The organism is Acinetobacter sp. NIPH 2100 (assembly GCF_000369805.1).
Lineage (GTDB): Bacteria > Pseudomonadota > Gammaproteobacteria > Pseudomonadales > Moraxellaceae > Acinetobacter.
The window spans coordinates 616,227-629,498 of record NZ_KB850224.1 but is presented as its reverse complement, the minus strand read 5'-3'; the positions used below and the strand labels follow the sequence as shown (position 1 = coordinate 629,498).

At 40.0% G+C, this 13,272-nt stretch carries 12 protein-coding genes and 1 pseudogene; 4 read left to right on the top strand and 9 right to left on the bottom strand.

Going from position 1 to position 13,272, the window contains the following annotated elements:
- On the bottom strand, positions 1–2,783 hold a 2,783-nt coding region (locus F887_RS14880; protein WP_005291719.1), incomplete at its 3' end, for an ESPR-type extended signal peptide-containing protein.
- Positions 2,784–3,047: 264 nt separating this feature from the next.
- Between F887_RS14880 and F887_RS14885 the strand changes: the two genes are divergently transcribed.
- A complete protein-coding gene (locus tag F887_RS14885) occupies positions 3,048–4,130 on the top strand; it encodes an AraC family transcriptional regulator (RefSeq protein ID WP_005291717.1) in 1,083 nt (360 codons plus the stop codon).
- 222 nt (positions 4,131–4,352) lie between these two features.
- On the opposite strand, the pseudogene arsB reads toward F887_RS14885, so the two are convergent.
- The 4 genes and pseudogenes from arsB to F887_RS14905 form a co-directional block, all read right to left on the bottom strand.
- A pseudogene (gene arsB, locus F887_RS14890) lies at positions 4,353–5,374 on the bottom strand (ACR3 family arsenite efflux transporter).
- A gap of 5 nt (positions 5,375–5,379) precedes the next feature.
- Complete coding sequence (locus tag F887_RS14895; RefSeq protein WP_032862744.1) at positions 5,380–5,700, bottom strand: metalloregulator ArsR/SmtB family transcription factor; 321 nt, start codon at positions 5,698–5,700, stop codon at positions 5,380–5,382.
- A gap of 46 nt (positions 5,701–5,746) precedes the next feature.
- The gene (arsC, locus tag F887_RS14900) at positions 5,747–6,172 is read right to left on the bottom strand and encodes an arsenate reductase (glutaredoxin) (protein WP_005291711.1); all 426 of its coding nucleotides are present in this window, start codon (positions 6,170–6,172) and stop codon (positions 5,747–5,749) included.
- A 201-nt stretch (positions 6,173–6,373) separates the two neighbouring features.
- Entirely contained in the window at positions 6,374–6,601 is a 228-nt protein-coding gene (locus F887_RS14905) for a hypothetical protein (RefSeq protein ID WP_005291710.1), read from the bottom strand.
- A gap of 228 nt (positions 6,602–6,829) precedes the next feature.
- Between F887_RS14905 and F887_RS18725 the strand changes: the two genes are divergently transcribed.
- Positions 6,830–7,063, top strand: coding sequence for a hypothetical protein (locus F887_RS18725; protein ID WP_005291708.1), 234 nt, complete (start codon positions 6,830–6,832; stop codon positions 7,061–7,063).
- 113 nt (positions 7,064–7,176) lie between these two features.
- Positions 7,177–7,623: a GNAT family N-acetyltransferase gene (locus F887_RS14915; protein ID WP_005291706.1), complete on the top strand. Its 447-nt coding sequence runs from the start codon at positions 7,177–7,179 to the stop codon at positions 7,621–7,623.
- On the opposite strand, the gene F887_RS14920 is transcribed toward F887_RS14915, so the two are convergent.
- The gene (locus tag F887_RS14920) at positions 7,620–7,817 is read right to left on the bottom strand and encodes a helix-turn-helix transcriptional regulator (RefSeq protein ID WP_005291705.1); all 198 of its coding nucleotides are present in this window, start codon (positions 7,815–7,817) and stop codon (positions 7,620–7,622) included. The two genes, F887_RS14915 and F887_RS14920, sit on opposite strands and share 4 nt — an antisense overlap.
- Positions 7,814–8,188: a hypothetical protein gene (locus F887_RS14925; RefSeq protein WP_005291703.1), complete on the bottom strand. Its 375-nt coding sequence runs from the start codon at positions 8,186–8,188 to the stop codon at positions 7,814–7,816. Before F887_RS14925 ends, F887_RS14920 begins: the two co-directional genes overlap by 4 nt.
- Before the next feature lie 220 nt (positions 8,189–8,408).
- Between F887_RS14925 and F887_RS14930 the strand changes: the two genes are divergently transcribed.
- Positions 8,409–9,551 carry an alpha/beta fold hydrolase gene (locus F887_RS14930; protein ID WP_005291699.1) on the top strand — a complete coding sequence of 381 codons (1,143 nt, stop codon included), beginning with the start codon at positions 8,409–8,411 and terminating at the stop codon, positions 9,549–9,551.
- 56 nt (positions 9,552–9,607) lie between these two features.
- Here F887_RS14930 and F887_RS14935 read toward each other — a convergent pair whose 3' ends face one another.
- Together F887_RS14935 and ilvC are read right to left on the bottom strand one after the other, a co-directional pair.
- Complete coding sequence (locus F887_RS14935; protein ID WP_005291697.1) at positions 9,608–11,671, bottom strand: putative bifunctional diguanylate cyclase/phosphodiesterase; 2,064 nt, start codon at positions 11,669–11,671, stop codon at positions 9,608–9,610.
- A 490-nt stretch (positions 11,672–12,161) separates the two neighbouring features.
- A complete protein-coding gene (gene ilvC, locus F887_RS14940; protein ID WP_004655853.1) occupies positions 12,162–13,178 on the bottom strand; it encodes a ketol-acid reductoisomerase in 1,017 nt (338 codons plus the stop codon).
- Positions 13,179–13,272: the final 94 nt, after the last annotated feature.

Here is a 13,272-nt window from a genome sequence, read left to right as displayed (position 1 = left end):
CCTGACTTGGTAATGCTTGGACCACCTGTAATGGTCATACCATCATTGTTGATCAAGGTATCGCCCGCAGTCACACTGTCCACTTTCAAGTCACGGTTCAGGCTGTACTTGATGTTATTGCCTTCTTTGGTTACTTGTAAGTTTTCTTCGCCATCCGCTGTGCCAATATCAACAACATCACCTTTATTGACATCGCCTGCATTGGCACCATTGCTTTGTAAAGTCCAGCTACCGCCTGCATTCGCCATGGCTTCATCTAACTGGCTCTTGTTTACAGCGTCAGTATCATCTGTACCTGCTGCGACATTGGTAATTTTATTACCTGCCGCATCGATACCTGATTTGGTGAGGCTTGGACCATTGGCAATAGTTAGACCATCATTATTGATGGTGGTGTCGCCTGCCTTAATGCTGTTCACATTCAGATCTTTGGCAAGTTCAATTGCGACTTTTCCGTCTTGTACTTTGGTGGTGATGTTTTCATCTGCACCGACAACATCAACGGCTTCACCCAGTTTCTTTTGAACAGTGGTGCCATCTTGTGCGGTTAAACCAAAGCCTTTATCGGTTAAGTCTTGGCTTGCTTTATCTAACTGATCTTTATTGACTGCATCCGTGCCTGCGACACCAGGACCCACATTGCTAATGGTGTTACCTGCTGCATCAATACCTGATTTGGTGATGCTTGGACCGTTAGCAATCGTTAGACCATCATTGTTAATCACCGTATCGCCAGCAGTGACGCTGTCCACTTTCAAGTCTCGGTTCAGGCTGTATTTAATGTCATTGCCTTCTTTCGCTACTTGTAGGTTTTCTTCACCATCTGCCGTACCGATATCAACTGTATCGCCTGCTTTCACTGCGCCTGCATCTGCACCGTTGCTTTGCAGTGTCCAGCCTTTGTCTAACTCAGTTAAAGCATCACCAACGTTCGTGACGTCATTGCCATTAATGTTATAGGTTGGATTAGAGACTGTACCTGTCGTTGGATCATAAGTTGAGCCACCGCCAAGTGCATCAGCTGTGCTTTGGCCTAATTCATCCACACCATCTTGGACGCTTCTTAATTGGCGAACATTGACTGCATCTGTATCTGCTGCACCATCAGATAAGTTTTGGATACGACGTTCATTCCCCGCTGTACCCACTGATACTACTGATGCTGGCGCTGCTGTGCCTGTGCGGTACGCTGCACCTGTTGCAGTAGACGTTTGGCTACCTGCACCTAAAGCAACATCGTCTGCATTGGTCGCAACTGCATTTGAACCAAGTGCAACTCCTCTTGATGCCTGAGCATTCGCTGCATCACCGAGTGCAAGTGCGCCTGCGGCTGCCGCAGTGGATCGATTACCGAGTGCAACTGATCCCTGACCAATCGCTTTATTTTCGTTACCCAATGCAACTGCACCATCTGCAGCGGTTGAAGCCGCATCATTGCCCGCAGCGGTATTATTACGGCCCACAGCAACTGCACCATTACCATTGGCATTGTTGGGATCACCAATCGCAACCGCACCATCACCTGCTGCTTTTTGATCACGTCCTATTGCAACCGCACCTCCATCTGCTGTGCCTGCATTGGCTGTGGTTGTCCCTGAACCCATCGCAACGTTCTGGCCTGTACTTCCTGTGGTAACTCCATTACCAACGGCAATGTTATTGCTTCCGCCACTGGCAGTAGCGGCATTACGGCCCAATGCAATATCGTTATCACCTTGAGCGTTCGAGTTGTCTCCAACAGAAACTGAGGATGCACCTTGAGCATTGGCTTGGTTTCCATATGCCGCTGAATTATTGCCTGTAGCTTTGGCCTGACGTCCAACAGCTGTCGTTTGATTACCTGCTGCTTTTGCACCAGTACCTACAGCCACTGAGTCAGCCCCATCGGCATTGGCGGCAGTTGCAGGATCATATTGAGCAGGACCTCCAGCATCCGAACCTGTACTACTACCAATCGCAATACCTCGTATTCCCGTGGTCGTAGCCGAATGGCCCAGCGATATAGCACCTGTCGCACCTTGAGCGACCGTAGCAGCATTCCCTTGTGCAATAGAAAAATCAGCATCCGCCCAACTTAGTCGCCCCATAGCAATAGACGTACTACCACGTGAACGGTTATTTACACCGATAACAACATTAGAGTTACTGGTCGAGACGTCGTTACCCACCCCAATAGCAGTGTTATAACCAGCCCCACCAACAAGATTTCCCTGACCAACGCCTATATTATGAAAACCATTTCCCTCTGAAATATTACTTGTACCAACTAGCGTTGCACCAGCCAAAGAATTTCTTACAATATTATCTTTACCAACTGTAGTTGCAGAACCCAAAACTTGTGCTTGCCCAGTTGGATAATTATTGTTTCCAGAGCCTCTCCGATTGAATAAAGCCTGTCCTCTAGTCGCATCGACTCCGCTAATATTATTTCCACAGCCTACCGCTAATCCACTGTTACCATTAACTGAAGCTTGGCCACCGCTGCCACACTGTTGAGCCGTTGGTGAAATCGCCATACTGCTACCGTTACTATTACTAACAGCTCCACCACCTGTATTCACCTCGGCAAAAACACTCCCGCTAAAAAAGGCGGAACTAATCGTCAGTGCAATTAAGGTCGGTTTAAGTTGAGATTGTTTAGATATTTCACTAGAGGAAACAGCTGTTTTAATTGATGTATTTGTTGTTACATTCCGTTTTTTGGTTACGCCACGCGCATTTTCTGAAACGACAGTCCATAGACTTAAGCTTTTGTTCCAGACCAATCTGTATATTTTATTCATGAAATAAGTGCCTATAAAAAGGATTCAAGCACCTATAAAACTAAGCAAATAAAGTCGCTATACACTTAACAATTAATACTCACTTTTAACAATTAGATCACTTTTTATCAAAAATCCATTGATTATTCCTCTAAAGAATACTAATAAACACTTATATCCAAAATTTTTAACAAAACAGGACTTTTAGCGAAGAATACTTAAAAATATATTTAGCTGCTGTATAACTGCTTTTAGATTAACATTTTATTTTTTGTCACGGAAAGCATGAAAAAACAACCACTTAGCATTTATAATGATTATCTAAAAATACTCGTAGATACAGCCACGACATTTGGAATTCCCAAAGGCGAAATCATTCGATATTGTCAGATTCCTTTATCTTTGCTAACGGATAACAACAACAATGATCGGATTTTTTTTGACCAATGGATTGATATTGTCACTCGGTTACTCGAGCTAATTCCAAACAAGGGACTTGGCTATCAGTTTGGCTTAAATTGTAAATTGACTGTACACGGCGCACTTGGGTTTGTGCTCATTAGTAATAGCACTATCGGTAGAGTCTTAATTGACATGCAAAAATATTATAGTATGCGTGTCCATAAAATGGATTTATCCATTCTAAATAAAAATAATAAGATTATTCTTCGGCTGAATCCACTGTATCAATTACCCGCACATCTCAATGAAAGTAAAAAAAATATTGTAAATAAGTTCTTTCTTGAAAGTGCCCTGATTGATATTACAACCAACTTGCAAATGATCACCAATTACAATCTTACAGGAACCAATATTCATGTGACTTGGGAGCAAGAAGATTATCATTTGCTTTATGAAAAACGCCTCCCTATTATTCATTTTAACCAAGACCATAATCAAATTAGTTTCGATCTCAAGTGCTTAGATCTTCCTTTAACCTTTAGCTCTACAACAGCCTATGTACTTGCAATGGAGTTAGTCAACAAAGAATATCTTTTTTACCAAGATCAAGACAATAAAATCATTTTAAAGGTAAATCAACAGCTTAAATTCACTCCTGGTGTTGGCTTTCCAAGTTTGATTGATGTTGCCAGTAAATTAAAAATCTCTGAAAGAACTTTAAAAAGAGAGCTAGCCAATGCGAATACAACGTTCTCTTCATTACTGCAATCCAAAAAATTTGAACTTGCAAAAAAACTGATCGACTCCAATCGAAATATTCAAGAAATATCTGATCTACTCGGTTATAGCCATATAAGCGCTTTTTCAAGAGCTTTTTTTGGCTGGACAGGGAAGAAACCAAGTGAATATATTCGGGAGCAAAGAATATCAATAAAAAATTATTATCTTAAAAAGACTAAATATTAAACTTTCATAATACGACAAGACATTAAATACCTTAATCATTCACATTTCATGCATTTTTAATAAAAAATATTCCGTTATTTAAAAAACAGAGATACATTATAAAAAAGCTTTCCTCCTCAGTTGCTGATACCCCGATTAGGCAACTGAGGCTTTTTATTTTATATATTTTTGATACTTGTATTCTATTAAAGAACGACTTTCCAATATTATCTATCCATATTTTTAAAACACTTGCTTTCTTAGCCATAAAGACACACTCACCAAAGCAATTCAGGTACCTCAACCAATGGCCCAATCACTGTGGTAAAGGCCACAGGCGAAGCTAAACCAAAAGTTGCAATTGCGACGGCCAATGCGAGTTCAAAATTGTTGCCTGCCGCGGTAAAAGAGATTGCCGTGGTTTTAGCGTAATCATTGCCCATCCATTTGCTCATAAAGAAACTGATAAAGAACATCACCACAAAGTAGATAATCAGTGGTATCGCTATACGGATCACATCTAAAGGCAGGCTGACCACATCTCCACCTTTTAGACTAAACATCGCCACAATCGTAAATAGTAATGCAAGCAAACTTAATGGGCTGATCTTCGGTAGAAAAATATTGTTATACCAATCCAGACCTTTGGCTTTTACCAACACCAAACGAGTCATAAAACCCAGAAAAAATGGAATACCCAAATACACCAAGACTGCATGGGTAATAGTCCAAAAATCAACATGGATCACTTGTCCAGCAATACCAAAATACGGTGGTAGATACGTCAGAAACAGCCAGGCGTAACTACTAAAAAATAGAATCTGGAAAATACTGTTAAATGCCACCAATGCAGCAACATATTGGTTATCACCACAAGCTAAACCATTCCAGACCAAGACCATAGCGATACAACGTGCTAAGCCTATCAAGATCAGTCCAGTCATATACTCTGGATCACTATGTAAAAAAACAATTGCCAGTGCAAACATTAAAACTGGTGCAATCACCCAGTTCTGCACCAGTGATAAAGCCAAGGTTTTTTTGTCTTGGAATACTTGTGGCAATGCAGCATAGTCTACTTTGGCTAAAGGTGGATACATCATTAAAATCAAACCGATCGCAATCGGAATATTGACGGAGTCCACATTCATTTTATCTAAGGTAGCTGAGGCTTGCGGGAGAAAAGTACCAATCGCAATCCCCACGCCCATTGCAATAAAAATCCACAGCGTTAAGTTACGATCTAAGAAAGATAAAGTTTTCATCAATTTTATTCACAACAACTTTTTGTGGCTAGGCTTTGTCGCATTGGAAATACCGTCGAGTTTTGAGCATTTAACACTGCTAAAATCTCTGCACACCATGTTGGTAATTGGTCAGCAATACGATAATAAATCCATTGCCCTTGACGGCGATCCTGCAATAATCCTGAAGTTCGCAACAAAGCCAAATGTCGAGAAATTTTGGGTTGACTCAACTGTAGTTTTTCCGTCAGATCACAGACACACAACTCCTGATGTTCTGCAACCAGCATGACAATATTCAGCCTTGTTTCATCAGATAGGCATTTAAAAAAATTGACAGCTTCCATCATTCATATTCCTCTTGTGGTCTTCATAGGCCACCTTTCTGTTTTACTATCGAATCTGCTGGCCATTTTGATCGATGACCTGTTCACCATCTTCTTTGCTAAAAGCACCCTTTTGCGCGACGGGCAGAATCTCCAGTACCACTTCTGATGGGCGGCAGAGTCGTGTTCCTAATTCGTTCACCACAAAAGGACGATTGATCAAGATTGGATATTGCAGCATGAAGGCTATGAGCTGTTGCTCCGACCAGTCTTCGCGCTCTAGTTGCAAATCTTGGTAAGGATCAACATTAGAACGAATAGCTTCTCTCACCGTTAGATTCGAAGCTCGAATTAAAGCAATTAATTCCTTCTCTGTAGGCGGTGTTACAAGGTATTCAATGATGGTTGGTTCCACGCCCGTATTTCGAATTAAAGCCAAAGTATTCCGAGAAGTGCCACACGCTGGATTGTGATAAATTTTGATGTCAGCCATTACAGTTGATCTTCAACAAATGATTTTGAACTTTATATATGAATATCCATATATATGAAAATCCATATATTTGTTAAATAAGATTCAATAAAAATAAATGATGAATATCAAAATGATATGAGAGTTATTTTTAAGAGCGACAGCGATTCATTATTTAAAATCATACTTTTTATAAGAGTGGCTGATGACATCAACCGATGACTAAAATGTACTAAATCTTTCTAACTCACCCATAAGTTGTTTCTTCAAGTCATCATCATAGAGTTTGAATTTGAGTGTTGCAGTATAATTCTCTACAAAGATCAATCGACTAAACTCACTATTGACCAACCCCTTGGCGGTTAAGAAGGCTTGATAAGCTGAAACCAAGACACTCAAACGATGATTCAGTGGTTTTTTATCTCGTACTGTATCCACTTTATTCTGCATATAAATAACTCCTTGATCTTTGGTTCCCCTCTCTAGCACTAACACCTTATGTCGATTAAGTTTTTATGAATTTTTATTACAGTTTTTATTTTATTATATAAATCACGATAATGTTTTTAAATGACACTTTTATGACAAGGAAATATTAAATAAATCAATCAACATCAGCTAGATAAGTTTTCCTATATCGACTACGCTACATAAGCCACTTAAAAGTGAAATACAGCAATGAGCGATACCTGTCCTTTAACTGAATTAAATCTCATGATTGATTATTATGTGACGAGAAATGGACAACGACCGACTCGGATTATTCTAGGTTACAAGGCCTATACTGCATTGATGCAAGACCCAAACTTTTCGGAGGACGTACTAAACTCTGCGCTCGATCCGAATAAACGTAAATATAAGAAACTTAAAATTAAAGTAACCAAAGACGATCATCAAATCGAGCTTGAATAAGCAGTACAGCTGCATACAGAAATACTCACAGCAGCAGCACATAGCAAGCCTAGAAATTTCGGATGAAATGCTAGAAAATTGAGCATCTTAAAGATCTTTATCAAAGTGACGACATGATTATCAAAGCGACCCAACCAGACCATGCGATGTTATTGGAAATATGGGAAAAATCGGTGAGAGCCACACATGACTTTTTACCAGAAGCCATGATTGATCAATTGAAACCATTGATCATGAATGAATATTTTCATCATGTTGAGCTGAATAAATATGTGATTAATCATGAAATTGTAGGTTTTCTTGGGACCAGCGACGATAATATTGAAATGCTGTTTATCCTGCCAGAATATCGAAGATTGGGCATTGGTCAGGCCTTGGTAAATTTTGCAGTTCAACAACTCAAAATCTTTAAGGTCGATGTCAATGAACAGAATTTACAAGCAGTCAACTTTTATCAAAAAATGGGATTTCAGACCATCAGCCGCTCAGAACTCGATGGACAAGGCTATCCTTACCCACTTTTACATTTACAGATCACGCCAACAGAGGAAGAAAATTAATCTTCCTCATAGATAAAAACTTGTTCAATACTCAAACCAAATGCATTCGAAATTTTAAAAGCTAAAGATAGACTCGGATCATAACGTTCCTTTTCAATCGCATTGATGGTTTGTCTGGAAACATTGACATGTTCACCCAAGTCACTCTGCGACCAGCCTTTGTCTTTTCTTAAGTTTGGTACATTATTTTTCATCGATATTTCCAAGTTCCAACCGCAGTCGCAATTGACCAAAGCATTGCCATCATCGGCCAAATGATAAACATGGTTAATTTGGGAAATCCAACATTTTCTAGAAAACCATAACTAAAGGTAATCAAGGAAGTTCCCACAAAGCTAATCGCCAGAGCCTGCAATTGTATCTTTTGTTGCAGCTCATCAAAATGCTTGAATTGCTTAATAATCACTAAAGCAATCATCACTGCGGGCAGCATTGGCAGCAATGAAATGATCACTTTAAGCCACTGTGTATCGACAACATTTAAAATTTTCAACGAGCCAATCAGTACCACGACATACAGTGCAATTGCAGCAATCAACTCAAATAAGTTCCGAAAGTTTTTCATAACCCACCATGTAAAGTAAACTTTACATTAATATATGAGCTTATCCAAATAATGTAAAGCTTACTTTACACAATTTTATTTACAGACAGAAATCTAGTTATCCCGTTTTAGCCGAATTGATCATTTTGGAAGTGAAGTTCAGCAAATGAGTCACTGAGCAAATTTATTTTTTCTTCTAATATGCGGCTATTGAATAGCAACCTTAGAGTTTTAGGTTCACATGACTCAATTGCCAAAAGTTAAACGTGGTTTTCTCAACTCGAAAACTGCGAAAAAAATGCTCAATAGTCGCCGCGGGCTTCAAGCACGACATATCCTCTCGAATGCGACCGATCGTATTTTACGTGGACAACAACTCGCGCTCTCTGGGCGAACACCTTTTGATATTGTTTACCAACGTGAAATTATCAGCCTACGTCATTACCCAACAACGAATACCGAAACCAAACACCGTATTCCTTTGGTCATCGTGCCACCTTTAGCAGCCAATATGCTGATTTATGATTTATTTCCAAATCGTAGTCTGGTGCGTTATTTTTTAGCACAAGGTTTTGATGTTTATCTGATTGACTGGGGCACACCTAGCCTGCGCCAAGCCAAATATAATTTAGGAACCTATGTAAAAACCTTTATGCCTGACTTTATCGAAAAAATTCGTGAACATAGCGGCCAACAACAACTCTCTCTTTATGGCTGGAGCTTAGGTGGCGTACTGTCGCTCTGCTATACCGCTTTATTTAAAGATAAAAACATCCAAAACCTGATGATTTTGGCATCGCCAATTAATACTCATAAATCAGGTTATATGGGTAAGTTTTACCAACGCCTTACAGCCCCTGCACAATGGATCCGTAGCAATACCAAATTCCGTTTCCATCAAGTACCAAGCCGCGTATTTCATATTCATGGTTGGCAGAACACCTTAGGTTTTAAATTGACCGATCCAATTGGTAACGTTAAAAACTATTGGGAATTGTTCAAAAACCTAAATGATCGCCAATTTGTGATTAATCATGCCACCTCTAGTTCCTTTGTCGACAATATGCTGGCTTATCCTGGTGGTGTCATGCGCGATATTATTTTACGTTTCTGGATCGACAATGAATTATCTACAGGTTCAGTTCAATTTGGCGAGCAAAGCGCGAATTTAAAAGACATCAATTGTTCATTGCTGGTCGTGGGTGGCAGCACCGATATTATCGTGACCGCAGAAGCTGTCCGTCCACTGCTGGATCTCGTTAGCAGTACCGACAAGCAATTTGAAATTGTTCCTGGTGGTCATATGGGCTTAGTCGCAGGTAACCAAGCACCTCAGTCTGTTTGGCCTGTCGTTACGCATTGGTTAGCGCAACGATCTCGTTAAGCCCAGAAATGAAAAGGCTGCCATTTGAGCAGCCTTTTTTATCCATCATGAATCGATCATGCAAAATGCTGATAGCGATGCAGTACCAAGCCTTCAACGTTGACAGGTGTACCTAATAAGTAGCCCTGTAATTGATTGCATCCCAAACTGGTCAAGATATCTGCTTGTTGTTGGGTTTCTACCCCTTCTGCCGTGACAACTAAACCTAATTTTGCAGCGAGATGGATAATACTTTCTAAAATTGCTTCTTCTTTTGAATTTGGTTTAAGGTCAATCAGGAAACCACGATCAATTTTGAGTTCATCAACAGGTAGATCTTTAAGATATAAGAAACTTGAATAACCCGTACCGAAGTCATCAATTGCAATACGAATGCCTAGCTTACGTAATCGTTCTAAAGTACGAATACTTGAATCAATATGATGCATGGCTGTGGATTCAGTAATTTCAAGAATGAGATGATGCGGTTGAATTTGATATTGTTCTAGGAGTTGTTCTAATACACTAAATAGTTTTTTATTTTCAAATTGGAGTGCAGATAGATTGACGGCAATTGGATAAAAAGGACTGTTACTTCGTTCCCATTTCTGGATTTGCTGACAGGCTTGTTCGAGTGCCCAATATCCCATTGGAATGATCAAGCCCGTTTTTTCAGCCCCTTCAATAAACATCTGCGGTGTCAGCAGACCTAAACTTGGATGCTTCCATCGAATCAATGCTTCAACACCGCACACCTCATAATTCGATGTAAACTTCGGTTGATAGAACAATACAAATTGTTGTTCATCAACCGCTTTGTACAGATCATTAATCAGTTTGGACTGACTGCGTACATCTTGCTGATCTGACATCGAGTGGAACATGGTATAGGTATTACGCCCCTGATCTTTTGAGATCAGCATGGCCACATCTGCATTAATCAATAGATCCTGAACATTCAGACCATGTTCAGGATACATCGCAATCCCAACACTGGCTGAAATATTAATGTCTTTTGCGGCAATCAAATAGGTTTCTTGGATGTAATGCAAAATATCTTCTGAAAGCTGCATCGCATCATTCATGTCAGTATTTTCAGAGATCAAAACAAATTCATCCCCCCCAATACGAAATAACTTATGGCTGCTACCCAATTTATTATGTAACCGGTTTGCCATCTGTATCAGTAGCTGATCGCCAACATGATGACCAAAGGCATCATTGACTGATTTAAACCGATCTAAATCGATATACAGGAAGGCTGCCTTCTGCTCATGTAGGCGATGATGGTTAAACACCACCTCTGCATGTTCAGTTAGATATAAACGATTCGGTAATTTGGTCAGTGTGTCATGTAAAGATTGTATGGCAAGTTCTTTATTGATTCGTGTGAGTTGCTCATTGCGTTCTTCTAAGCGCGCTTCTAGCACTGCGACTGCAAAACCTGCAACCAAAACCAGACTGGTAATAAAAATTATCGTGAACAGTAAAACACTCTGTTCCGTCTGCTCGGAAGTCAGTATCTGCGCGAGGCTTTCATCAAAGTAAGTTGCTGCCATACCAGTGTAGTGCATACCCACAATGCTTAAAGCCATTAAAACAGCGACTACAGCTTTAAGTAAAGTACGGTAAGTCGCGGCGGTTTTATATTTAAAAATGAAAAAGAAACTCAGTCCTGAGCCACTAATCGCGATGAGTACAGAACACAGTACCAGTAAGGGATCATAATGCATTGCATGATGTTCAACCGTCAGTGCCGCCATACCCGTATAGTGCATGCCAGATATGCCTAGCCCCATGAATACAGCACCGAGAATCAAACGCGGTATCGGTAAGGTTGGTCTTGAAGTCAGCCAAACGGCAAATATCGAAGCTGCGGCGCCGATTAAGTAGGACAGCACCGTTAAATTAACATCAAAATGATAGCCTTCTGGCAGATGGCTAGCCAGCATTCCCACAAAGTGCATTGACCATATCGCTAACCCCAAGATTAGCCCACTCGCAATTAAAATGCTTTTTTCAAACTTTTTATAAGCACCTTTAAAAACGAGTTCTTCCATCGAAACTGCAGCGTAACATGTCGCGACTGCAACCAAAATGGAAACGATGACCAATGTGCTATCGTAATCAACGTGAACCATAAAGGACTTCCATGATTATTCAGTACTTTTTTTTATATGATCAGCAAAGTGCTCGAAATCCGAACAACGTTTTACACACAAAAAAGCCATGAATCTTGTATCCATGAACTTTTCTTAACAATAACATCATCTAGCATAAGGTCAAGTCTTTTTCACTTTATAAATCAATAGAATAAAAGCACACAATCATTTCAAACCAATGAAAAATCTTGTTTTTTTATTACATTTTTTTTACCAAAAGACTCATTTATTTTTGCTAGATCATTTTAATTTTTAAGTCATGCCAATTTCTTTGTTTTTAATCGTGCTAACACCCCAAAGCATGCAACACTTATTCCACTAAATCAGAAGCATAAACAATCAGCAACATGATTAAAACACAACCAATATAAGCTTATTTTTTAAGCTACATTGTTATAACTCTGTTATCAACACACATAAAAAAAACCTTGTCAAATCGACAAGGTTTTTTTAACGCAGCGAAAGAAAATTAGTTCTTCTCTTTATCTACGATTTTGTTTGCTTGAATCCAAGGCATCATCGCACGTAACTTATTACCTGTTACTTCAATGCCATGCGCTGCGTTTTGACGACGACGAGCAGTCATTGATGGATAGTTCAATGCACCTTCTTGGATGAACATCTTCGCATATTCACCAGATTGAATGCGTTTTAATGCATTACGCATTGCTTCACGAGACTGTTCGTTGATCACTTCAGTACCAGTCACATATTCACCGTACTCAGCATTGTTCGAAACTGAGTAGTTCATGTCTGCGATACCGCCTTCGAACATCAAGTCAACAATTAACTTAAGTTCATGCAAGCATTCGAAGTAAGCCATTTCTGGTGCATAACCCGCTTCAACCAAAGTTTCGAAGCCCATTTTAACCAATTCAACCGCACCACCACAAAGAACTGCTTGCTCACCGAATAAGTCAGTTTCAGTTTCTTCACGGAAAGAAGTTTCGATGATACCCGTACGACCACCACCTACGCCTGAAGCATAAGAAAGTGCAACGTTACGCGCATTACCAGAAGCATCTTGGTGGATCGCGATTAAGTCAGGAACACCTGAACCACGTTGGTATTCAGAACGTACTGTGTGGCCTGGTGCTTTAGGCGCAACCATGATCACGTCTAAGTCTTTACGTGGAACAACTTGGTTATAAAGAATAGAGAAACCATGAGCAAATGCTAGAGTCGCGCCTTCTTTGATGTTTGGTTCAATCACATCACGATAAAGTTGAGATTGGAACTCATCTGGCGTCAAAATCATGACTAAGTCAGCTTGAGCAACAGCAGCTGGAACTTCAGATACTTTAAGACCAGAATTTTCAGCTTTTTTCCATGAAGTAGAACCAGCACGTAAACCAACAGTTACGTCTACGCCAGAATCTTTCAAGTTAAGCGCGTGTGCATGACCTTGTGAACCATAACCAATGATTGCAACTTTCTTGCCTTGGATGATTGATAAGTCACAGTCTTTATCGTAAAAAATTTGCATCTGTTTTCTCCGCTAAAATTTTTGTCATTTCCCTTGTTCTGCAAGGACAGATCTTTTGTAGGCTCCCCCGCGATTACCCTTTAAGGTGATCTCC

Excerpts from the sequence above, each read along its gene's own strand:
- F887_RS14885 (WP_005291717.1), top strand. The coding sequence starts at position 3,048 with ATGAAAAAACAACCACTTAGCATTTATAATGATTATCTAAAAATACTC.
- F887_RS14895 (WP_032862744.1), bottom strand. The coding sequence starts at position 5,700 with ATGGAAGCTGTCAATTTTTTTAAATGCCTATCTGATGAAACAAGGCTG.
- arsC (WP_005291711.1), bottom strand. The coding sequence starts at position 6,172 with ATGGCTGACATCAAAATTTATCACAATCCAGCGTGTGGCACTTCTCGG.
- F887_RS14905 (WP_005291710.1), bottom strand. The coding sequence starts at position 6,601 with ATGCAGAATAAAGTGGATACAGTACGAGATAAAAAACCACTGAATCAT.
- F887_RS18725 (WP_005291708.1), top strand. The coding sequence starts at position 6,830 with ATGAGCGATACCTGTCCTTTAACTGAATTAAATCTCATGATTGATTAT.
- F887_RS14915 (WP_005291706.1), top strand. The coding sequence starts at position 7,177 with ATGATTATCAAAGCGACCCAACCAGACCATGCGATGTTATTGGAAATA.
- F887_RS14920 (WP_005291705.1), bottom strand. The coding sequence starts at position 7,817 with ATGAAAAATAATGTACCAAACTTAAGAAAAGACAAAGGCTGGTCGCAG.
- F887_RS14925 (WP_005291703.1), bottom strand. The coding sequence starts at position 8,188 with ATGAAAAACTTTCGGAACTTATTTGAGTTGATTGCTGCAATTGCACTG.
- F887_RS14930 (WP_005291699.1), top strand. The coding sequence starts at position 8,409 with ATGACTCAATTGCCAAAAGTTAAACGTGGTTTTCTCAACTCGAAAACT.
- F887_RS14935 (WP_005291697.1), bottom strand. The coding sequence starts at position 11,671 with ATGGTTCACGTTGATTACGATAGCACATTGGTCATCGTTTCCATTTTG.
- ilvC (WP_004655853.1), bottom strand. The coding sequence starts at position 13,178 with ATGCAAATTTTTTACGATAAAGACTGTGACTTATCAATCATCCAAGGC.